Origin of the sequence: Escherichia sp. MOD1-EC7003 (genome assembly GCF_002965065.1) — a bacterium.
In the GTDB taxonomy this organism is placed as follows: domain Bacteria; phylum Pseudomonadota; class Gammaproteobacteria; order Enterobacterales; family Enterobacteriaceae; genus Escherichia.
In genome coordinates, this window is sequence record NZ_PTRE01000039.1 from 66,369 (window position 1) to 88,020 (window position 21,652).

20 protein-coding genes are annotated in these 21,652 nt (G+C 44.6%); 10 read left to right on the plus strand and 10 right to left on the minus strand.

What is annotated here, in order from left to right:
• Positions 1-153: 153 nt before the first annotated feature.
• The 7 genes from A7090_RS07415 (at position 154) to A7090_RS07445 (ending at position 10,235) form a co-directional block, all read left to right on the plus strand.
• Positions 154-1,191: a porin gene (locus A7090_RS07415; RefSeq protein ID WP_105273529.1), complete on the plus strand. Its 1,038-nt coding sequence runs from the start codon at positions 154-156 to the stop codon at positions 1,189-1,191.
• Between the two features lie 18 nt (positions 1,192-1,209).
• Positions 1,210-2,166, plus strand: coding sequence for a UDP-3-O-(3-hydroxymyristoyl)glucosamine N-acyltransferase (locus A7090_RS07420; protein WP_105273530.1), 957 nt, complete (start codon positions 1,210-1,212; stop codon positions 2,164-2,166).
• A gap of 85 nt (positions 2,167-2,251) precedes the next feature.
• A complete protein-coding gene (locus A7090_RS07425; protein WP_105273531.1) occupies positions 2,252-2,740 on the plus strand; it encodes a glycosidase in 489 nt (162 codons plus the stop codon).
• 82 nt (positions 2,741-2,822) lie between these two features.
• Positions 2,823-3,950 carry an ABC transporter ATP-binding protein gene (locus tag A7090_RS07430; protein WP_105273532.1) on the plus strand — a complete coding sequence of 376 codons (1,128 nt, stop codon included), beginning with the start codon at positions 2,823-2,825 and terminating at the stop codon, positions 3,948-3,950.
• 406 nt (positions 3,951-4,356) lie between these two features.
• Entirely contained in the window at positions 4,357-5,166 is an 810-nt protein-coding gene (locus A7090_RS07435) for a TrmB family transcriptional regulator (RefSeq protein WP_105273533.1), read from the plus strand.
• 88 nt (positions 5,167-5,254) lie between these two features.
• The gene (locus A7090_RS07440; protein ID WP_105273534.1) at positions 5,255-7,123 is read left to right on the plus strand and encodes a beta-L-arabinofuranosidase domain-containing protein; all 1,869 of its coding nucleotides are present in this window, start codon (positions 5,255-5,257) and stop codon (positions 7,121-7,123) included.
• A gap of 37 nt (positions 7,124-7,160) precedes the next feature.
• Positions 7,161-10,235, plus strand: coding sequence for an alpha-mannosidase (locus tag A7090_RS07445; protein ID WP_105273535.1), 3,075 nt, complete (start codon positions 7,161-7,163; stop codon positions 10,233-10,235).
• Between the two features lie 88 nt (positions 10,236-10,323).
• Here A7090_RS07445 and lpxM read toward each other — a convergent pair whose 3' ends face one another.
• The 3 genes from lpxM to znuA form a co-directional block, all read right to left on the minus strand.
• A complete protein-coding gene (gene lpxM, locus A7090_RS07450) occupies positions 10,324-11,295 on the minus strand; it encodes a lauroyl-Kdo(2)-lipid IV(A) myristoyltransferase (RefSeq protein WP_105273536.1) in 972 nt (323 codons plus the stop codon).
• Positions 11,296-11,413: 118 nt separating this feature from the next.
• Positions 11,414-12,736: a murein DD-endopeptidase MepM gene (gene mepM, locus A7090_RS07455; RefSeq protein ID WP_105273537.1), complete on the minus strand. Its 1,323-nt coding sequence runs from the start codon at positions 12,734-12,736 to the stop codon at positions 11,414-11,416.
• A 15-nt stretch (positions 12,737-12,751) separates the two neighbouring features.
• Complete coding sequence (znuA, locus tag A7090_RS07460) at positions 12,752-13,684, minus strand: zinc ABC transporter substrate-binding protein ZnuA (protein ID WP_105273564.1); 933 nt, start codon at positions 13,682-13,684, stop codon at positions 12,752-12,754.
• Between the two features lie 78 nt (positions 13,685-13,762).
• On the opposite strand from znuA, the gene znuC reads away from it, so the two are divergent.
• Both znuC and znuB read left to right on the plus strand, forming a co-directional pair.
• Positions 13,763-14,518: a zinc ABC transporter ATP-binding protein ZnuC gene (znuC, locus tag A7090_RS07465; protein ID WP_105273538.1), complete on the plus strand. Its 756-nt coding sequence runs from the start codon at positions 13,763-13,765 to the stop codon at positions 14,516-14,518.
• Positions 14,515-15,300, plus strand: coding sequence for a zinc ABC transporter permease subunit ZnuB (znuB, locus tag A7090_RS07470; RefSeq protein ID WP_105273539.1), 786 nt, complete (start codon positions 14,515-14,517; stop codon positions 15,298-15,300). Before znuC ends, znuB begins: the two co-directional genes overlap by 4 nt.
• Positions 15,301-15,434: 134 nt before the next feature.
• Here the strand turns inward: znuB and ruvB are convergent, their stop codons facing one another.
• The 3 genes from ruvB to yobI all read right to left on the minus strand — a co-directional run bounded on the left by ruvB (position 15,435) and on the right by yobI (position 17,269).
• The gene (ruvB, locus tag A7090_RS07475; RefSeq protein ID WP_000568522.1) at positions 15,435-16,445 is read right to left on the minus strand and encodes a Holliday junction branch migration DNA helicase RuvB; all 1,011 of its coding nucleotides are present in this window, start codon (positions 16,443-16,445) and stop codon (positions 15,435-15,437) included.
• 8 nt (positions 16,446-16,453) lie between these two features.
• Positions 16,454-17,065, minus strand: coding sequence for a Holliday junction branch migration protein RuvA (gene ruvA / locus A7090_RS07480; protein WP_046077476.1), 612 nt, complete (start codon positions 17,063-17,065; stop codon positions 16,454-16,456).
• A gap of 138 nt (positions 17,066-17,203) precedes the next feature.
• Positions 17,204-17,269 carry a stress response small protein YobI gene (yobI, locus tag A7090_RS07485; RefSeq protein ID WP_105273565.1) on the minus strand — a complete coding sequence of 22 codons (66 nt, stop codon included), beginning with the start codon at positions 17,267-17,269 and terminating at the stop codon, positions 17,204-17,206.
• 70 nt (positions 17,270-17,339) lie between these two features.
• On the opposite strand from yobI, the gene A7090_RS07490 reads away from it, so the two are divergent.
• Positions 17,340-17,942: a YebB family permuted papain-like enzyme gene (locus A7090_RS07490; protein WP_105273540.1), complete on the plus strand. Its 603-nt coding sequence runs from the start codon at positions 17,340-17,342 to the stop codon at positions 17,940-17,942.
• A 1-nt stretch (position 17,943) separates the two neighbouring features.
• Here A7090_RS07490 and ruvC read toward each other — a convergent pair whose 3' ends face one another.
• The 4 genes from ruvC to aspS are packed head-to-tail and all read right to left on the minus strand — an operon-like array spanning position 17,944 to position 21,486.
• Positions 17,944-18,465 carry a crossover junction endodeoxyribonuclease RuvC gene (ruvC, locus tag A7090_RS07495; RefSeq protein ID WP_001295503.1) on the minus strand — a complete coding sequence of 174 codons (522 nt, stop codon included), beginning with the start codon at positions 18,463-18,465 and terminating at the stop codon, positions 17,944-17,946.
• A 34-nt stretch (positions 18,466-18,499) separates the two neighbouring features.
• Positions 18,500-19,240: a YebC/PmpR family DNA-binding transcriptional regulator gene (locus A7090_RS07500; RefSeq protein WP_000907248.1), complete on the minus strand. Its 741-nt coding sequence runs from the start codon at positions 19,238-19,240 to the stop codon at positions 18,500-18,502.
• Between the two features lie 28 nt (positions 19,241-19,268).
• Positions 19,269-19,721: a dihydroneopterin triphosphate diphosphatase gene (gene nudB / locus A7090_RS07505; protein WP_105273541.1), complete on the minus strand. Its 453-nt coding sequence runs from the start codon at positions 19,719-19,721 to the stop codon at positions 19,269-19,271.
• Entirely contained in the window at positions 19,714-21,486 is a 1,773-nt protein-coding gene (gene aspS, locus A7090_RS07510; protein WP_001258662.1) for an aspartate--tRNA ligase, read from the minus strand. Before aspS ends, nudB begins: the two co-directional genes overlap by 8 nt.
• Positions 21,487-21,652: the final 166 nt, after the last annotated feature.

The following is a 21,652-nucleotide window of genomic DNA, read 5'->3' on the forward strand; positions in this document are numbered from 1 at the left end:
ATAACTGTAAATAGTGATGCATATCCCATTTGCAGTAATTTTTTAAGAAAAAAAATATTTGATTGCCGCAGAGTGTTTAGGAGTACATGAGGTACGACTACATGAAATAGTAGAAATCATACTTTAAATTGATATTTTGGAAGGAACTCATTTATGGTTTTAATAAAAAAGAATCTCTTATCGGCTTCAATTGCAACAGTCCTTTTAGGATCAACAGGAGCCTTTGCGGCAAACGATCGCGGCTTTACCTCCGACAATGACTGGTCAGAAGAACAGGCTGGCTTTAATGGACATGTTGGTTCTACATTTGAATATGAGACCAAAAGCACTGATAACTATTTAGGTAAAACAGTAAAGGAATATACTAAAACACACGAGATTTTCCAGGCCTATTTCAGCCAACCCAATTGGCAATTTGCAGCTATCTATGGGCTTAAGTCTATCGATCGCCGGCAAGAAGAAAAAGGCTATCACGAAAATGAAACAAGTCTGCAAAACTATATATCACTAAACAAAACGTTCACTATTGGTAACGGTTTCGATTTCAGTCTGGTATACGACCTGATGTATACCGACGGAAATATAGATAACCCTTATGTAACAGGTTTGCATACCGTTACAGTTGACAACAGTTTCCGCCCTACGTTGACGTACTTTAACTCTGACTGGAACGCAGGTTTTTATTCAAACGTTGAATACTTATACAGTCGAAATGATAAGAGTTCCTGGGGCGTACGCGAAGAAGAAGGTCAAAGTATACTATTTCAGCCCTATAAACGTTTTGGTGCATGGGAATTTGGTATTGAATTTTTCTACCAGAAAAAGCATAACGATGAATTTAATCATGGTAAAATAAACGATCGTAGTATTTATACCGAAACTTACTACGAGCCAATTATCAAATATGCTTTTGAAAATGCTGGTAATCTGTATCTACGCACCCGCTTCGGACACGGGAAAACAGAAAATGCAGGTAGTTTGCAATACAATGCAAACAGAACCTATTTCAAGACAATTCGAAAAGCTACTCTAGGTTATGAACAAAACATAGGTGACGACTGGATTGCCAAGATTGAATATAAACATGCCTGGGAGAAAGAGCACAAAAACTTCTATGACCCAGGAGATAAAGAAAAATATAATGAGCTCAATCAGGATAATATTTATGTTCATGCTTTCTATCGCTTTTGATTAAACAGAGGGAAACCTATGTTCAGCGCACTAGATATTAAAACGTTGATGCAAGGAACTTTATATGGTGATCCATCACTCAGGGTTGATACCATTCGGCCAATCCATAGTCCTTTAGTTGGTGGACTATCTATTGTTATGACACCTGGAGATTTGTTGCATATACCAACGACTGGTGCGGATATAATTATCGGACCGGAAGAGATCACTAGTTCTAACGCTAAGGCAAAGATTGTAGTCGATTATCTGAACGTGAATAATCTTAACAAAGTTTTAAGATATTATAAGGTACATAAGTATCGTTTGTTTGAGCAAGAAAACACTTCAACGATACCTGATGTATACATTGGTAAACACTGCCAGATTGGTATGAACTGCCATTTTATGCCGGGTGTTAAAATTATGAACTGTGTGACCATAGGTGATAATGTTGCCATTCATGCGAATACAGTGATTAAAGAAGGCACTATTATTGGTAATGATGTTATTATTGATTCTAATAATTCTATCGGTAATTATAGCTTTGAATATATGGCTGATGAACGTGATTCATATGTCCGAGTCGATAGCATCGGTAGAGTTATCATAGGTGATGATGTTGAAATCGGTTGTAACAACACCATTGACCGAGGAACACTTGGAGATACAATAATTGGTCAAGGCACTCGTATTGATAATCAAGTGCAGATTGGACATGACTGCATAATCGGCAATAAATGCCTGATTGTTTCACAATGCGGTTTTTCAGGGCATGTTGTTTTAGGCGAACATGTTATTACACATGGTCAGGTCGGTATCGCCGGTCACATTTCAATTGGTAGTTATTCGGTAATAAAGGCAAAATCAGGTGTAAGCCATTCTTGTCCAGAAAAGAGTGATCTTTTTGGTTATCCTGCCAAAAATACGCGAGAGTACAACAAGAATCTCGCTGTCCTTAATAAATTAACGAAACAACATGGTGTATATAAACAGTGAGTCATTGAGAAGTATTATTTATATACATTAACACTGCCATAGCAATAGCTTGATTAAGCTATACTATCTTTATTGAGACTTTTAAATGAAAAATAAAATACTTATTGCTATTATGTTGTCTGGTTTTCTTTCAGGATGCGTTGATGGAAATTCCCCCTCTGGCACTCAGGAAGGTGTTGTGAAAGCGGATCCCCGCTATTCAGAATGTAACCTCCCCGATGTAAATGAAAGAGGGCCAATTGCTGCGGGTCTTTACATTTCTGGAACTCTCCCGGAAGGCTATTGGTTAATGAAGCCAGAGAGAAAATTGCATTATAAAGGAGATGGTATCTATCAGCTTATTTATTCAGAAAAAGCCGGTGCGCTAACAATGCAATTTGCGACTATGAACTGGAACCCGCAGTTCACTGTAACAGGTCTTGAGTTGCCATTAAATCAGGCTAAAACACTTAAAAAAGGCGGCATGGGTAAAAATACAAAAGTCGTCATTCCTGCCGATGGAAAGTATGTTTGGACGATTCAAATTGGTCCTGATAAAAAGGCAATAGCCGCCATGGTAGCACCATGTAAATAGTTATTTTTAGCACTCCACCATTCAACATTCGTTGAATGGTGGAGTATCAGTATCCCAAAATTCTTGTTAATGAGAGCAGATTATGGCCGCGGTAATTCTACGCAACGTTGAAAAAATTTATGACAATGGATTCAAAGCTGTTCACGGCATTGATCTCGATATAAACGATGGTGAATTCATGGTTTTTGTTGGACCATCTGGGTGTGCCAAATCAACTACATTACGCATGATTGCAGGTCTTGAAGACGTATCTGGTGGTGAAATTTACATTAGCGACCGCCTTGTTAATACCTTTCCACCTAAAGATCGCAGCATTGCAATGGTGTTCCAGAACTATGCGCTGTATCCCCATAAGACTGTATTTGACAATATGGCTTTTGGCTTAAAAATGCAAAAAAGGCCAAAAGAAGAGATTAAGAAAATTGTCGAAGAAGTTGCAGAAAAACTTGAAATTAGCGATTTACTTTACCGAAAACCGAAAGAAATGTCGGGTGGTCAGCGTCAGCGTGTCGCGGTAGGCCGTGCAATTGTTCGTAAGCCAGATGTTTTCTTATTTGATGAGCCACTATCTAACCTTGATGCTAAACTTCGTGTTTCAATGCGAGTCAAAATTGCTCAGTTGCATCAGTCTCTCAAGGATGAAGGTCACCCAGCAACCATGATTTATGTTACACACGATCAAATTGAAGCATTGACCCTCGGTGATCGTATTTGTGTGCTTAATCAGGGGCGAATAATGCAGGTCGACACACCAGTTAATCTGTATAACCACCCTGCTAACAGATTCGTTGCTGGCTTTATTGGTTCCCCGTCAATGAATTTGATAGATGCGGTTGTACGTGAGAAAGACGGTAAACTCTATATTGACATTGCCCAAAATATTCGGTTGTACATACCTGAGAATAAACAATCAGTACTCAAAACGTATATAGACAAACCCGTTTGTTTTGGTATTCGTCCAGAACATATCTCTTTGAGTGTGAATTGCAAAGAAATAAATACTGTCACTGGTGCATTAAGTATTATTGAAAATATGGGGAGTGAAAAATATCTTTACTTTATCGTTAACAACAAAGAGTTTATTGCAAAAGTCAACGATCAATCAATTACTACAGCCGATATTGGAAAAAATTTATATTTCAACCTTGATACGAGCTTCTGTCATATATTTGATTTTTACACAGAAGAAAATCTAACTAATTATTTGTGATTGATATGATAATAACCCCAAGTTGAATAACGGTATTAAACCTTACTATTCCATAAGGCTTCTTACTGCTCGAACTGTTTATTGGTAAATGTCATTAACTTCACGAACTGATTCTTATCAAGGTAATTGAGTTACCAAAATATATCAATTAAAAAGAGCATATATGAATAAACCGTTGAAAACATCGCTTACTCAGTGAGTCTACCATTTAGGTCAGAGCATGTCTTCTGACCATAGTTGGAAGGCATTCAGATTCGCAGTTCACAATGCTTACGTGCTGTAGACCTGTAACCAGCTTGAGGATGAATGACGATAAATACACATTTTATCTCAGCATTTTTTTCGAAAATGTTAATTAATAATGTTAAAATTGGTAAGATTTCATTTTCATTTCAGGAGCGCGTCTATGATACATTTGGTAAATAAATTGATAAATTTTGGTTTCACTCGCACCGATGCACAGGTTTACATCAGTCTGTTGAAAAACGGTCGTAGCAGTGGCTACAAGATAGCAAAAGAAATTTCACTTTCTCGTTCGTCTGTATACTCATCTATTGATAATCTTTACAAGAACGGTTATATCTTTCTTGTTGATGGTGAAACTAAAGAATATGAAGCAAAATCTCCTGAGCTCATACTTTCACAAATTGAAAAAAGCACTATTGACAATATAAAAATTTTGAAAAAAGAATTATCACAGATGATGTTTCAGAATGAACGTGAATTCATTTATAATGTCTCTGGTTTTGATAATTTACATCAGAAAGCTAAAGAGATGCTTTCTTCTGCAGAGTATGAAATTTACCTCAACACGGATTTTGATTTACATTTTTTGAAAAATGAAATTTGTGAGGCTCTAAATCGACATGTTCGAGTTATTGTTTTTTCATTTAATAAACTTATTACTCCTGACCCACGTGTAGAACTGTATTATCGTTTTAACCATGAAGAAGAATATTACCCTTCTCATCGTTTTATGCTTGTTGTTGATATGAAGACAGTAATGGTTTTTTCACAACGAGCTGAATCACTGGGGTTATACTCGAATAATCGCTTGCTTATCAATATAATTGCCGAACATATCCATAGTGATATATATCTAACCAAGTATCAGCAACAATATCCTGATGCCAATGCATTAATAAATACTTTGCATGAATCTGGCAATGATATGGTGCAGGATGAAAAACGTTTGAGTGATAGCAAAAACCGTTAATATTTTCCTTTCATTGTGATCGTCTGCAGACGATCACAATCTATTTGTCTTTTATAACATCTAAACTTTTTTATACAGAGGTATTTATATGATTTTTTTTAACGACATAAAGCCCACTGGTTGGTTAAAGAATAAGATAGAATGGTATATGAACGGTCATATAGGAGAACTGGATAAATTAGTTCCCCATCTTATTACGGAGCATAAAATATATGGAAGAGATCGTATAACTCCACTCACTGTTTCTTCTGAAGATAGCGTTATTAAAAAACAGAATAATCCCGATGATGACATGATGCAATATTATTGGTGGGATAGTGAAACTCAATCGAATTGGAAGGATGGATATTGCCGCAGTGCCTACTTGTTAGATAATAAAGAATGGCAGGAGAAGGCGAGCGATTTATGTTTGGAGCTTATCAATACGCAAGATGATGATGGCTACATTGGAATTTATGATTCATCATTAAAATTTAATTGTATAGCAGAAAACGGAGAGTTCTGGGCACAAGCTACTGCATTGCGTTTTGTGCTTGGATGTTATGAATCCACCCGTAATGAGAATTTATTAATTTCTCTTACCCAAGCCGCACAATGCATTATGGCTGGTTACCCTAAAGAAACATCACATCCTTTCGTCGTGAAACATGGTTTTGCTGGACATAGCCACGGATTAACAATAACAGATGTTTTCTACCGCCTTTATGAAATAACCAATAACATTGAATATCTCTCATATTGCTTGTGGCTGTATGAAGATTATTCCGCAGGATGCGTGTCGGAGCAAGATCTGCAATATAAAAATGTCATAGACCCTGGTTACCTTCTTAAAGGTCATGGCGTGCATACATATGAGCATATTAGGGCATTAGCCATCGCAGCGAGCCAACGGCCGCAATATAAAACTGCATTAGATATTTTTTTATCCCAGTTGAAATATTATCTTACACCATCTGGCGCTCCCATTGGTGATGAGTGGATTACAGGACGCACAGCTAATGCCACTTATACAGGCTATGAATATTGTTCTGTTCATGAGCTATTTAGCACTTATGTTATGTTGATAAAACTGACCACTAACATTGGTCTGGCCGATGATGCTGAGTGGTTATTCTATAATGCTAGTTTTGGCATGCAGCATCCCATACATCACGCGATAATGTACTGTAAGACTGATAATTGTTATGAAGCAAATGAAAGGAAACATCCGGACAGTAATCAGTTTAATACCAGATATAAATACTCCCCTACTCATGAGGAGGCTGCTGTCTGCTGCGTACCGAATACAGCAAGAACCATACCGGCTTTTGTCGAAAATATGTTTCACGAAAATAACAATGGTTTTACTGCATTATTTTATGGTCCGTGTGAGTTTTATGGTACATATAATAACGTTGCAGTTAAAATTACACAATTAACTGAATACCCTCATGATTTAAGCGTAAAATGTCTCATTGAGCCTGAGTCATCTGTTCGTTTTTCTCTCAGTTTCCGTTACCCCGGCTGGGCAAAAATGATGATTATTAATGGTGTTACTTTTACTAAAAGTGATACCCAAAACTCACTTATTATTTTAGATAGAACATGGCAACATCATGATGTGATTGACATAAAATTTATAGCTGATATACAGTTTAATACTGACTTATGTGGTGACACTTATATTTCCAGAGGTCCAGTTTTATATGCAATTGAGCTTGAGAGCGATATTTTAATTAAAAAGAATCTGCTAAACGGGAAATATTATGACTCAGGATACATACCCTGTAGTAGAGTTGATGAATCGATCCAGTTCTCTTATGCTGATTTGGAATCTTTTTCATATTCAACCTCACCAGAGGGCAAACAATACATTGAAGGGAGTTTTTATTTAAACAAGACTAAAATAGTCAGAAAACCTATACCGTTTGGTCAAACCATTCTTCGCAAAGTAACTTTCTCCAATATAGAGAATTAATATTTCTCGAGTATTATAATTAACTAAAGGGATTTCTATGTACCTTACTGATGATATTATCAAACTGTCGAATAAAATAGGTCAGAGAGTTTATACTGTTGTCTCTGAAATGTCGATTGAAGCATGGATAACAAAAGAACCGCAGCCTTTTGTTTATCGCCGTAGCGGCGCTTACCAGAAACTCACCGTTGGCTCAGACTGGGGTCAACTGTTTGACTGTGCCTGGATGCGAGTTTATGGTAAACGTCCAGCAGATAAATTTAGACACAAACTCGTCGCTCTCGTTGATATCGGTGGCGAAGGTCTTGTTGTGGATAAGAATGGTTCACCCATCTGCGGCATCACGAATAAAACATCATCTTATGGCGTACCGCCAGATAAACCGGGTAAATGGGTGGTTGATCTTTCTCTCGTTAGTGAAAATGACGAGGTTGAGTTTTGGATTGATGCTGCCTGCAATGATTTATTTGGCTATGTCACTAATGGAGGGATTATTACTGATGTTCATATCGCGACATGTAATCAGCTACTGAAATCCCTTTATTATGATGTTGAAGTGCTTTTCGACTGGATTAATGATGGTCAGAAGTTTGAATCCATACATCCTAAAGGTATCATCCCAGAAAAAATCATCACCAAAAGAAGCGAGCGTACTGACGAAATCATAAGAATTCTCGAATATATTGATAATACGTTAATTACCTTTAGCAATGAAGAAATAATTAAATGTCAAGCTGCAATCCAATCCATAATCAATAAAAACAATAATCCTTCAGAGTTCAGGATTATGGCTACTGGTCATGCCCATTTAGATATAGCGTGGATGTGGCCTTTAAGAGAAGGACGCAGAAAAGCAATAAGAACATTTGCCACCGCCCTTGCAAACATTGAAAAATATCCTGATTACATTTTTGGCGCTAGTCAGTACCAACTTTTTCACTGGATAAAAAAAGATTATCCCTATTTCTTCGAAAAGTTAAAAAAACAAATCGCCGCAGGCCGCTTTGAATTACAAGGTTGCTTCTGGGTCGAATGCGATTTAAATCTGGTAAGTGGAGAATCGCTTATAAGGCAAATCATGCATGGGACACGATTCACACAGCAGAATTTTTCAAAGAAGATAAATTATGTCTGGCAACCGGATGTCTTTGGATTCCCCGCGACGCTTCCACAAATTCTCAAAAAATCAGGCATTAACTATATTGCATCGCAAAAGCTCTCACAAAACAAGATTAATAAATTTAATAATTACCTTTTCCGCTGGCAGGGCCTGGATGGCTCAGAAATTCTGATGCATAACTTTCCTGAAGATACGTATGATAGCCGAGCACGTGCTCGCTCTTTAGAATATATTGAACAAAACTATAATGAAAAAGAGAGCTGTCCCTATGCGCTTATGGTGTATGGTGTCGGTGATGGCGGTGCTGGCCCCGGTGAGGAACATATAGAACGATTAACACGTATACGCAATATTGATGGTTTACCTCATGTTGATTTCAGCCGTGTTGATAAGTTCTTCACTCACGCCGACGCCTTTCGCGAATCCTTGCCCATTATTTCGGGTGAACTTTACTTCGAGGCTCATCAAGGGTGCTATACATCAGAGTCAGCAACTAAAGCCCATAACCGAAATATGGAAAATAAACTCCATGATGCTGAATTTTTTATAACTATTACTAATAATATGACATCAATTCTTCGCAGTGAGTTTGATGAAATATGGAAAGAGATGCTGACCTTGCAATTCCATGACATCCTTCCCGGCTCATGTATTTCAAGAGTTTATCATGAAACGGAAAAGGAATATCTTAAACTAGAAGCAAAAACCGAGAAAATTATTTCGGATGCGCGGTCTACTTTATTAAGTAAAATTGACACTTCATCTTATAAAGATCCGCACATTTTATTTAATACCACCTGCTTTGCTCGTAACGAATGGATCAATATTAATAACAACTGGCTCAAAGCACGAGTAAACTCTTATGGTTATACTGTGATTGAACCTCAGAATAAGATCGTAAATGGTCTGAAGGCTGAATCTCGAAGTATTGAAAATAATTACATTAAACTTCTTTTTTCAGAAAACGGTGATTTAATTTCACTATATGATAAAAGATATGGTAAAGAATACATTACTGAAAATATGCACAGTGAGATCCGTGCATACCACGAAGATGCAGGTTTTTTCGCGGCCTGGGATTTTGCTCCAAATTATCGTGATGGGGAATCATATGTTTTACTCGCTGAAAAAATGACAACTGTGATCAGCGGGCCTAAAACTACGATGACGCTGATTTATCACTACAATTCATCTTATCTTCGCTTAGCATTTACCCTGACACAGGACAGCCCACGCGTTGATGTCCAAACTTTTATTGATTGGCACGAACCTAATGTTTCTCTCAAAGTAAAATTCCCGGTGTCAGTACAAACATCTCTTGCACAATGTCAAATTCAGTTCGGTGTAATTGACAGACCAACGCATAGCAATGATTCGTTCGCTTTTGCCAAAGATGAAATACCAGCACATCACTGGGTCGACCTTTCTGATCAAGAAACTGGCATAGCTTTAATAGCAAAAAACAAATATGGCTATCGTGTCAAAGACCAGACGCTTGAATTAACTTTGCTGCGTTCGCAGCACAAACCTGGGGAAGTTGTTAAGACAGACAATTATGATAATTTCCTGATTAATAATTTTGCAGATATTGGTAAACAAAAATTCACATTCTCCTTATTTCCTCATCATGGAGATTACCGTGTGGGTGGTGTTATTAATCAGGCCTATATAATGAATCATCCCTTACAGGTCGTCCCTGTCAAACCACACCCGGGTGAATTACCCCCTTCACTATCATTTTTTGCTATCGATACTAACAGCGTTATCATCGAAACAATAAAATTAGCTGAAGACGGCGACGGTATAATCGTAAGATTATATGAGAGTCATGGATTGGAAATTTCAGCCATGCTTTCATGGATATGTAATTATCACTACGTTCAATATGTCGATCTTCAAGAAAATAAGTTAGATGACAGCTTTTATTGTAATCAATATTGCAATCTTGAGTTAAAACCTTTTGAAATTATCACGCTACGATTAACTCAATAGCGTACTAACCTAAAAACTCAAAATAGTGAGAATACTCATTGAGATTTTTTTTCAAGTACAGCCTCTCAATAATTTGAGAGGCTGTTTTTTATTTGATGGGATAAAGATCTTTGCGCTTATACGGCTGGATTTCGCCCGGTTTGCGAGTTTTCAACAATTTCAATATCCAGGTGTATTGTTCTGGTCGCGGACCAACAAAAATCTCGACTTCTTCATTCATTCGCCGCGCAATCGTATGATCATCTGCCTCTAACAGATCATCCATCGGTGGGCCCACCTGAATCGTCAGGCGATGCGTTTTGCCATCATAAATCGGAAACAGCGGTACAACACGCGCACGGCACACTTTCATCAAACGACCAATCGCGGGCAACGTCGCTTTATAGGTAGCAAAGAAATCAACAAACTCACTGTGCTCTGGGCCATGATCCTGATCGGGTAAATAATATCCCCAATAGCCCTGACGTACCGACTGGATGAAAGGTTTAATACCATCATTTCTCGCGTGCAGACGACCGCCAAAACGACGGCGCACCGTGTTCCAGACATAATCAAAAACAGGGTTGCCCTGATTATGGAACATCGCTGCCATTTTCTGCCCTTGCGAGGCCATCAACATAGCCGGAATATCGACGGCCCAGCCGTGCGGCACCAGAAAGATCACTTTCTCGTTATTACGCCGCATCTCTTCGATGATCTCCTGCCCTTGCCAGTCAACGCGCGGCTGAATTTTCTCCGGCCCGCGTATTGCCAACTCAGCCATCATTGCCATCGCCTGGGGCGCGGTGGCAAACATCTCATCAACAATCGCTTCACGTTCGGCTTCACTACGTTCTGGAAAGCAGAGCGACAGATTGATTAACGCACGACGGCGTGAGCTTTTACCCAGTCGTCCGGCAAAACGGCCCAGCCGTGCCAGAATGGGATCGCGGAACTTTGGCGGTGTTAAAGCGATACCCGCCATCGCTGCTACACCCAGCCATGCTCCCCAGTAGCGAGGATGGCGAAAGGATTTATCAAACTCAGGAATGTATTCGCTATTATTTTTTTTCGTTTCCATGCTTTTCCTGTTTCGGATAAGGCAAAAATCAATCTGGTGATAGTGTAGCGGCGCAACTTGCCCCGCACCAAATAAAAAAGCCGGTACTGACTGCGTACCGGCTGCGAATGGATGTTAATTAATCAAACCGTAGCTGCGGCACAATCTCTTTGGCCTGCGCCAGGAATTCACGACGATCGGAGCCGGTCAGTCCTTCGGTACGCGGTAGTTTTGCCGTTAGCGGGTTTACGGCCTGCTGGTTGATCCATACTTCATAGTGCAGATGTGGCCCGGTTGAACGCCCGGTATTACCGGAAAGCGCGATACGGTCGCCACGTTTCACCTTCTGTCCCGGTTTCACCAGAATCTTGCGCAAGTGCATATAACGCGTGGTGTAGCTGCGACCATGACGAATAGCCACATAATATCCTGCTGCGCCGCTGCGTTTGGCAACCACCACTTCACCGTCACCCACGGAAAGCACTGGCGTACCCTGTGGCATAGCGAAATCAACACCTCTGTGTGGCGCAACGCGACCGGTCACCGGGTTAGTACGACGCGGGTTAAAGTTAGACGAAATACGGAACTGTTTCGCCGTCGGGAATCGCAAGAATCCTTTCGCCAGACCCGTACCGTTACGATCGTAGAATTTGCCATCTTCCGCGCGGATAGCGTAATAATCTTTACCTTCTGAACGCAAACGTACGCCCAGAAGCTGGCTTTGCTCACGTTTGCCATCAAGCATTTCACGTGACATTAACACCGCAAATTCATCGCCTTTTTTCAGTTTGCGGAAGTCCATTTGCCACTGCATGGCTTTAATCACCGCGCTCACTTCAGCGCTGGTTAAACCGGCGTTTCTGGCGCTGGCTACAAAGCTTCCTCCGACAGTACCTTTCAGCAGATTGTTAACCCACTCCCCTTGCTGCATTTCGCTGGTCATTTTAAAACCGTTAGCGGCAGTGCGGTCATAGGTTCGGGTTTCCCGACGAGAGACTTCCCAGGTGAGGCGCTGCAATTCGCCGTCCGCGGTTAATGTCCAGGAAAGTTGTTGACCGATTTTCAGGTTACGCAATTCTTTGTCGGCAGCAGCCAACTGGGTGATATCACCCATATCAATACCATACTGATTGAGAATGCTGCTTAGCGTATCGCCAGTGGAAACAACATATTCATGCACACCCGCTTCACCGGCGATTTTGTCATCCAGTTCATCCTGGGGAATAGCTTCATCTTCTTGTGCAGCTTGATCAATCGGCTCACTGGCTTCAGGTAAGAGCGAACGAATTTCGTTCTGTTCCAGCTCAATGGTTTTGACAATTGGCGTGGTATCGCGGTGATAAACATAGGGCCGCCAGACAGCGACGGCCAAAGTAAGGACGGTGAGCGCCCCCAACATAACGCGGTGTGGTCGCGGTAAATTATTAAACGCCAAGGCGACAGAGCGGACTATCTGTTGCACGTCATCACTTCCTCATTAATCTCCTTTCAGGCAGCTCGCATACTGGTTGGCTAATTGATTCAGGAATTCTGAATAGCTCGTTTTGCCCAGTTTGATATTCGTCCCCAGAGGATCCAACGTTCCCATTCGAACAGATGTCCCTCGTGCGACACTCTCAACGACCGCTGGCCTGAACTGTGGCTCAGCAAAAACGCAGGTTGCTTTTTGCTCAACCAACTGTGTTCTTATTTCATGTAAACGCTGCGCGCCAGGTTGAATCTCAGGGTTAACGGTAAAATGACCAAGCGGCGTCAGTCCGAACTGTTTTTCGAAGTAACCGTAAGCATCGTGAAAAACGAAATAACCTTTCCCCTTGAGCGGCGCGAGCTCGTTACCAACCTGCGTTTCGGTTGAGGCTAATTGTGCCTCAAAATCCTTCAGGTTGGCGTCAAGTTTGGCTCGACTTTGCGGCATAAGTTCCACTAATTTTCCATGGATTGCAACCGCTGTAGCCCGCGCTATCTCTGGGGAAAGCCAAAGATGCATGTTGAAATCGCCGTGATGGTGAGCTTCGTCACTTTTTTCCGCGTGGTCGTGATCATCATCATCGCCGTGAATACTTTTCATCAACAGCGGTTTCACATTCTCTAGCTGCGCGATCGTTACCTGTTTCGCTTCAGGTAATTTACTTACCGGTTTTTGCATGAACGCTTCCATCTCCGGGCCAACCCAAACGACTAAGTCCGCGTTCTGTAAGCGTTTTACATCCGATGGACGCAATGAATAATCATGTTCTGAAGCGCCGTCAGGAAGTAAAACCTCCGTTTCTGTTACCCCATCAGCAATGGCAGATGCGATGAACCCAACGGGTTTAAGCGAAGCGACAACTGCAGCATCTGCGGCCTGTGTTGCACCGCCCCAGAGAGCGGCAGATAATGCTGCGAAAAGAAGCGTTTTTTTATGTAACATAATGCGACCAATCATCGTAATGAATATGAGAAGTGTGATATTATAACATTTCATGACTACTGCAAGACTAAAATTAACATGACAAGTCTGGTTTCCCTGGAAAATGTCTCGGTTTCTTTTGGCCAACGCCGCGTCCTCTCTGACGTGTCGCTGGAACTTAAACCTGGAAAAATTTTGACCTTACTTGGGCCAAATGGCGCAGGTAAGTCGACACTGGTACGGGTAGTGCTCGGGCTGATAACACCCGATGAAGGGGTTATCAAGCGCAACGGAAAACTGCGCATCGGCTATGTACCGCAGAAGCTGTATCTCGACACCACGTTGCCACTGACCGTAAACCGTTTCTTACGCTTACGCCCTGGCACACATAAAGAAGATATTTTGCCTGCACTAAAACGTGTCCAGGCCGGACACCTGATTAACGCACCGATGCAAAAGCTCTCTGGTGGCGAAACGCAGCGTGTACTGTTAGCACGAGCATTGTTAAATCGACCGCAATTATTAGTGCTGGATGAACCCACACAGGGCGTGGATGTGAATGGTCAGGTAGCGCTGTATGACCTTATTGACCAACTGCGTCGCGAACTGGATTGTGGCGTTTTAATGGTGTCTCACGATCTACATCTGGTAATGGCAAAAACCGATGAAGTGCTTTGCCTTAATCACCACATTTGTTGTTCCGGCACGCCGGAAGTTGTTTCCCTGCATCCGGAGTTTATTTCAATGTTTGGTCCTCGTGGTGCTGAGCAATTGGGTATCTATCGCCATCATCATAATCATCGTCACGATTTACAGGGACGAATTGTTCTGCGTCGGGGAAATGATCGCTCATGATTGAATTACTATTTCCCGGTTGGTTAGCCGGGATCATGCTCGCCTGTGCTGCGGGTCCGCTGGGTTCGTTTGTGGTCTGGCGTCGTATGTCTTATTTCGGTGATACGCTGGCTCATGCCTCATTACTTGGCGTCGCGTTTGGTTTGTTGCTGGACGTGAATCCATTCTATGCGGTGATTGCAGTTACGCTGCTGCTGGCGGGCGGTCTGGTATGGCTGGAGAAACGCCCACAGCTGGCTATCGACACGTTATTAGGGATTATGGCGCACAGTGCCCTGTCACTGGGCCTGGTGGTCGTTAGTTTGATGTCTAACATACGCGTTGACTTAATGGCTTATTTGTTCGGTGATTTGCTGGCAGTGACGCCAGAAGATCTCATCTCTATTGCGATTGGCGTGGCCATCGTGGTGGTGATTTTGTTCTGGCAATGGCGCAATTTGCTGTCGATGACGATTAGCCCGGATCTGGCGTTTGTCGACGGTGTGAAATTACAGCGCGTGAAATTGTTACTGATGCTGGTGACGGCATTGACGATTGGTGTAGCGATGAAATTTGTCGGTGCATTAATTATTACTTCGTTGCTGATTATTCCTGCAGCAACTGCACGTCGCTTTGCCCGTACGCCGGAACAGATGGCTGGTGTCGCTGTTTTGGTAGGGATGGTGGCGGTAACTGGCGGTTTAACCTTTTCCGCATTTTACGATACGCCAGCGGGTCCGTCGGTGGTGCTGTGTGCGGCACTGCTATTTATTATCAGTATGATGAAAAAACAGGCCAGCTAATTTGTCGCTGAACAGATTTGTCGGATGCGGCGCGAGCGCCTTATCCGACCTACCGTTTGGTCCCCGTTGTAGGTCTGATAAGACGCGGACAGCGTCGCATCAGACCTATTGTCAATTTGAATGCCTTAGCCAACTTACGGCATTTCTGGCGGCGTGATGCCGAAGTGGTTCCACGCCCGCACAGTCGCCATACGCCCGCGCGGCGTACGCTGCAAAAAACCTTGCTGAATCAAATAAGGTTCCAGCACATCCTCAATAGTTTCACGTTCTTCGCCAATGGCTGCCGCCAGGTTATCCAGACCTACCGGCCCACCAAAGAACTTATCAATGACCGCCAGCAACAATTTACGGTCCATATAATCGAAACCTTCAGCATCGACATTCAGCATATCCAGCGCCTGAGCAGCGATATCTGCCGAGATGGTGCCATCGTGCTTCACTTCGGCGAAATCACGCACTCGACGCAGCAGACGGTTGGCGATACGTGGCGTACCGCGAGCGCGGCGAGCAACTTCCAGCGCGCCGTCATCACTCATCTCAAGCCCCATAAAGCGTGCGCTACGACTGACGATATATTGCAGATCCGGCACCTGATAAAACTCAAGACGTTGCACAATTCCGAAACGGTCACGTAATGGCGATGTCAGCGAGCCAGCCCGAGTGGTAGCGCCAATCAGGGTAAACGGTGGCAAGTCAATTTTAATGGAGCGTGCCGCCGGACCTTCGCCGATCATGATATCCAGCTGGTAGTCTTCCATTGCCGGATACAGCACCTCTTCCACCACGGGTGAAAGTCGGTGGATCTCATCAATAAACAGCACGTCATGCGGTTCAAGGTTAGTGAGCATCGCTGCCAGATCGCCCGCCTTTTCCAGCACCGGACCGGAAGTCGTGCGTAAATTAACGCCCATTTCATTGGCGACAATGTTGGCAAGCGTAGTTTTACCCAATCCCGGAGGGCCAAAAATTAACAGATGATCGAGGGCATCGCCGCGCAGTTTCGCCGCTTTGATGAAAATCTCCATCTGCGAACGGACCTGTGGCTGACCAACATACTCTTCCAGTAATTTGGGGCGAATGGCGCGATCTGCTACATCTTCCGGCAAAGTGGTACCGGCAGAAATCAGACGGTCTGCTTCAATCATCCTTTACCTCATAACGCGGCGCGCAGGGCTTCGCGAATTAATGTTTCACTGCTGGCGTCAGGGCGAGCGATCTTGCTCACCATCCGGCTGGCTTCTTGTGGTTTATAGCCCAGCGCCACCAGCGCAGCAACCGCTTCCTGTTCAGCATCATCGGTCGCCGGGCTGGCCGGTGACGTGAGCACCAGATCGGCGGCTGGCGTGAAGAGATCGCCGTGCAGACCTTTAAATCGGTCTTTCATTTCGACAATCAAGCGTTCGGCGGTTTTTTTGCCAATACCCGGCAGTTTCACCAGTGCCCCCACTTCTTCACGCTCAACGGCATTGACGAACTGCTGCGCTGACATTCCGGAGAGGATCGCCAGCGCCAACTTCGGGCCGACGCCGTTGGTTTTGATCAACTCTTTAAACAGCGTACGCTCTTGCTTGTTGTTAAAACCGTACAGCAGCTGCGCATCTTCACGCACCACAAAGTGGGTGAAAACGATCGCTTCCTGGCCCGCTTCAGGGAGTTCATAAAAACAGGTCATCGGCATATGCACTTCATAGCCTACGCCGCCCACTTCAAGTAACACCAGCGGGGGTTGTTTTTCCAGAATGATGCCTCTCAGCCTGCCTATCACATGACGCTCCTGGGTAACGAATCAAAGAGAATGTTGTATGATAAAAAAATGCTGGATAGATATCCAGCGAAGGATGAAGAAAACTTGCGAGGCGTCCCGACGATCTGAAAAACGGCGCAGTATAATTTATTCTACAGGTTATATTAGAAGCAAATATTTGAATATTACATATCCAGTGAAAAAATGCGTAATAAAAATATATATTGCATCTCCTGAAAAAATAATTTTTTTATGCTATTACGTATACTCATATCTATCTCAATGGAATGACAACGTGAATATCAATTACCCTGCTGAATATGAAATTGGTGATATCGTCTTTACATGTATAGGTGCTGCCTTATTTGGTCAAATATCAGCTGCATCAAATTGCTGGAGTAATCACGTCGGGATCATTATCGGTCATAATGGTGAAGACTTCCTGGTTGCAGAAAGTCGGGTTCCCCTTTCAACCATCACCACGCTATCTCGTTTTATTAAACGTTCATCTAATCAACGATATGCAGTAAAGCGATTAAGCGCAGGACTTACAGAACAGCAAAAACAACGTCTGTTAGAACAGGTTCCTTCACGGCTGCGCAAATTATACCACACCGGGTTTAAATACGAATCATCTCGCCAGTTCTGTTCAAAATTCGTTTTTGATATTTATAAAGAGGCGCTATGTATCCCGGTGGGTGAAATAGAGACGTTTGGAGAACTGTTAAATAGCAATCCGAATGCAAAACTCACTTTCTGGAAATTCTGGTTCTTAGGTTCTATTCCGTGGGAGCGTAAAACCGTCACGCCAGCCAGCCTGTGGCATCATCCGGGGTTGGTGTTGATTCACGCGGAGGGAGTAGAAACGCCTCAGCCTGAACTGACCGAGGCGATATAACTTAACGCAGTCTCCCTCTCGCCAGGTTCAGCCGCGATTCGCTCATCTGCATCGCATTCTGGCTAACGTGGCAGTGAGTGATGGCAATCGCCAGCGCATCGGCGGCATCCGCTTGCGGGTTAGCAGGCAGTTTCAGCAAGGTGCGCACCATATGCTGCACCTGGCTTTTTTCGGCACTACCAATACCTACCACCGTTTGCTTTACCTGACGTGCAGCGTATTCAAATACCGGCAATTCCTGATTCACCGCCGCCACGATCGCCACCCCCCGCGCCTGCCCCAGTTTCAGGGCTGAGTCAGCGTTTTTCGCCATAAAGACTTGTTCAATGGCGAAATAATCAGGCTGGAACTGGGTGATGATTTCCGTCACGCCCGCATAGATGAGCTTCAGACGAGACGGTAAATCATCCACTTTGGTGCGTATGCATCCGCTACCCAGGTAGGACAGTTGCCTCCCTACCTGGCGAATTACGCCGTAGCCGGTAACGCGCGACCCCGGATCAATGCCGAGAATAATAGCCATCACGCGTCTCCGTTTTGCTGTTTAGCAGGCCTCATCAGAGAGTCGCTGCAACCTCATCAGAGATTTCACCGTTATGGTAAACTTCCTGCACGTCGTCGCAATCTTCCAGCATATCGATCAGGCGCATCAGTTTCGGTGCGGTTTCTGCATCCATATCCGCTTTGGTGGACGGGATCATGGAAACTTCCGCGCTGTCTGCTTTCAGACCTGCCGCTTCCAGAGCGTCGCGTACTTTACCCATTTCTTCCCATGCCGTGTAGACGTCAATCGCGCCGTCATCATAGGTCACAACGTCTTCAGCACCGGCTTCCAGCGCTGCTTCCATGATGGTGTCTTCATCGCCTTTCTCGAAGGAGATCACGCCTTTTTTGCTGAACAGATAGGCTACGGAACCATCAGTACCGAGGTTACCGCCACATTTGCTGAATGCGTGACGCACTTCAGCAACAGTACGGTTGCGGTTGTCAGACAGACATTCAATCATGATTGCTGTGCCGCCAGGACCGTAACCTTCGTAGATGATGGTTTCCATGTTCGCATCATCATCACCGCCCACACCACGTGCAATTGCGCGGTTCAGTGTGTCACGGGTCATGTTGTTAGACAGTGCTTTATCCACCGCTGCACGCAGACGCGGGTTAGCGTCCGGATCGCCACCGCCCAGTTTAGCCGCGGTTACCAGCTCACGAATGATTTTAGTGAAGATTTTACCGCGCTTAGCATCCTGCGCAGCTTTACGATGTCTGGTGTTGGCCCATTTACTATGACCTGCCATAAAAATATCTCCAGATAGCCCTGCCTGTTCAGGCAGCGTTAATGACAAACTGTTCAATCGCCTGCCGGTTGCTCCAGGACTTAGTGAGCGCCGCCGCAGCATGCGCATCAAGCCACTTGTAGGCCAGATGTTCAGTGAAAACGATCTGGCGCTCATGCGGGAGCGCAAGACAGAACCAGGATTCCGTATTACGCGTCACGCCCGGCGCATAGCGATGACGTAAATGTGAAAAAATTTCAAATTCTACCGTGCGCTGACAGTCAATTAAGGTCAGTTGTTCAGCGACAACATCAATGGTGACCTCTTCCTTTACTTCGCGCAGGGCAGCTTGCGGCGCGGTTTCACCCTCTTCCACGCTGCCGGTTACCGACTGCCAGAAATCGGGATCGTCACGCCGCTGCAACATCAGCACCCGTTTCGTATCTTGTGCATAGATGACCACTAAGATCGAAACGGGACGCTTATAAGTCATATCAATTATTCTCTGCCTTCTTCACAACCTGAATGCTCAGCTCAGCCAGGGCTGTCGGGTTAGCAAAGCTCGGTGCTTCGGTCATCAGACACGCGGCCGCCGTGGTTTTCGGGAAGGCGATAACGTCACGGATGTTGTCGGTGCCGGTCAGCAGCATGGTCAGACGGTCAAGACCGAATGCCAGACCTGCGTGCGGTGGAGTACCGTATTTCAGGGCGTCGAGCAGGAAGCCGAATTTCTCACGCTGTTCCTCTTCGTTGATCCCCAGAATACCAAACACCGTCTGCTGCATATCACCATTATGGATACGCACAGAACCACCACCCACTTCGTAACCATTGATGACCATATCGTAAGCGTTCGCCACCGCATTTTCCGGTGCCGCTTTCAGTTCTGCCGCCGTCATGTCTTTCGGTGAGGTGAACGGATGGTGCATTGCCGTCAGGCCGCCTTCACCGTCATCTTCAAACATCGGGAAGTCGATAACCCACAGCGGTGCCCATTTGCTTTCGTCGGTCAGGCCAAGGTCTTTACCCACTTTCAGACGCAGTGCGCCCATCGCGTCGGCAACAATTTTCTTGTTGTCGGCACCGAAGAAAATCATATCGCCATCTTGCGCAGCAGTACGATCCAGAATGGCTTCGATGATTTCCGCATTAAGGAACTTCGCTACCGGGCTGTTGATACCTTCCAGACCTTTCGCGCGTTCGTTAACTTTGATGTAAGCCAGACCTTTCGCGCCGTAGATTTTAACGAAGTTACCGTATTCGTCGATCTGCTTACGGGTCAGCGATGCGCCACCCGGAACACGCAGAGCGGCAACGCGACCTTTCGGATCGTTCGCCGGACCTGCAAATACTGCAAACTCAACAGATTTCAGCAGATCAGCAACGTCGGTCAGTTCCATCGGGTTACGCAGATCCGGTTTATCAGAACCATAACGGCGTTCGGCTTCCGCAAAGGTCATTACCGGGAAATCGCCCAGATCCACGCCCTTCACTTCCAGCCACAGATGGCGCACCAGCGCTTCCATCACTTCACGCACTTGCGGCGCGGTCATGAAAGAAGTTTCCACATCGATCTGAGTAAATTCAGGCTGACGATCAGCGCGCAGGTCTTCGTCACGGAAGCATTTAACGATCTGATAGTAGCGGTCAAAGCCGGACATCATCAGCAGCTGTTTGAACAACTGTGGGGATTGCGGCAGTGCGTAGAATTTACCTTTGTGCACACGAGAAGGCACCAGGTAGTCACGCGCGCCTTCCGGCGTGGCTTTGGTCAGCATCGGAGTTTCGATATCGAGGAAGCCGTGGTCGTCCATAAATCGGCGCACCAGGCTGGTGATTTTAGCGCGAGTTTTCAGGCGCTGAGCCATTTCCGGACGACGCAGGTCAAGGTAGCGGTATTTCAGACGTGCTTCTTCGGTGTTGACGTGGTTAGAGTCAAGCGGCAGAACGTCTGCGCGGTTGATGATAGTCAGCGAGGACGCCAGCACTTCGATTTCGCCGGTCGCCATATCGCGGTTAATATTTTTTTCGTCACGCGCACGTACGGTGCCCGTGACCTGAATGCAGAACTCATTACGCAGTTCAGAGGCCAGCTTTAACGCGTCCGCACGATCCGGATCGAAAAATACCTGCACGATACCTTCGCGGTCGCGCATATCGATGAAGATCAGGCTACCAAGATCACGACGACGGTTGACCCAACCACACAGAGTCACCTGCTGCCCCACGTGGGACAAACGGAGCTGTCCACAATATTCTGTACGCATGAGATATCCCTTAACTTAGCTGCCGGCAGATGCCCCCTGCTGTGCAGGTGACCAAGTCGCAGCGTTAGCTGTATGTCACAACTGAATGAAAAAAGGCGGCTATTATACTGGAAATTCTGCCGCACCGTAAGAGCTAGGCCCGCGCTGGAACGCTTCGTTACCCGTT

Bases quoted from the DNA above. Each gene is read 5' to 3' on its own strand.
- A7090_RS07445 (WP_105273535.1), top strand. From the start codon at position 7,161: ATGTACCTTACTGATGATATTATCAAACTGTCGAATAAAATAGGTCAG.
- A7090_RS07425 (WP_105273531.1), top strand. From the start codon at position 2,252: ATGAAAAATAAAATACTTATTGCTATTATGTTGTCTGGTTTTCTTTCA.
- A7090_RS07500 (WP_000907248.1), bottom strand. From the start codon at position 19,240: ATGGCAGGTCATAGTAAATGGGCCAACACCAGACATCGTAAAGCTGCG.
- aspS (WP_001258662.1), bottom strand. From the start codon at position 21,486: ATGCGTACAGAATATTGTGGACAGCTCCGTTTGTCCCACGTGGGGCAG.
- A7090_RS07420 (WP_105273530.1), top strand. From the start codon at position 1,210: ATGTTCAGCGCACTAGATATTAAAACGTTGATGCAAGGAACTTTATAT.
- ruvC (WP_001295503.1), bottom strand. From the start codon at position 18,465: ATGGCTATTATTCTCGGCATTGATCCGGGGTCGCGCGTTACCGGCTAC.
- A7090_RS07415 (WP_105273529.1), top strand. From the start codon at position 154: ATGGTTTTAATAAAAAAGAATCTCTTATCGGCTTCAATTGCAACAGTC.
- A7090_RS07435 (WP_105273533.1), top strand. From the start codon at position 4,357: ATGATACATTTGGTAAATAAATTGATAAATTTTGGTTTCACTCGCACC.
- A7090_RS07440 (WP_105273534.1), top strand. From the start codon at position 5,255: ATGATTTTTTTTAACGACATAAAGCCCACTGGTTGGTTAAAGAATAAG.
- lpxM (WP_105273536.1), bottom strand. From the start codon at position 11,295: ATGGAAACGAAAAAAAATAATAGCGAATACATTCCTGAGTTTGATAAA.
- A7090_RS07430 (WP_105273532.1), top strand. From the start codon at position 2,823: ATGGCCGCGGTAATTCTACGCAACGTTGAAAAAATTTATGACAATGGA.
- znuC (WP_105273538.1), top strand. From the start codon at position 13,763: ATGACAAGTCTGGTTTCCCTGGAAAATGTCTCGGTTTCTTTTGGCCAA.
- ruvB (WP_000568522.1), bottom strand. From the start codon at position 16,445: ATGATTGAAGCAGACCGTCTGATTTCTGCCGGTACCACTTTGCCGGAA.
- znuB (WP_105273539.1), top strand. From the start codon at position 14,515: ATGATTGAATTACTATTTCCCGGTTGGTTAGCCGGGATCATGCTCGCC.
- znuA (WP_105273564.1), bottom strand. From the start codon at position 13,684: ATGTTACATAAAAAAACGCTTCTTTTCGCAGCATTATCTGCCGCTCTC.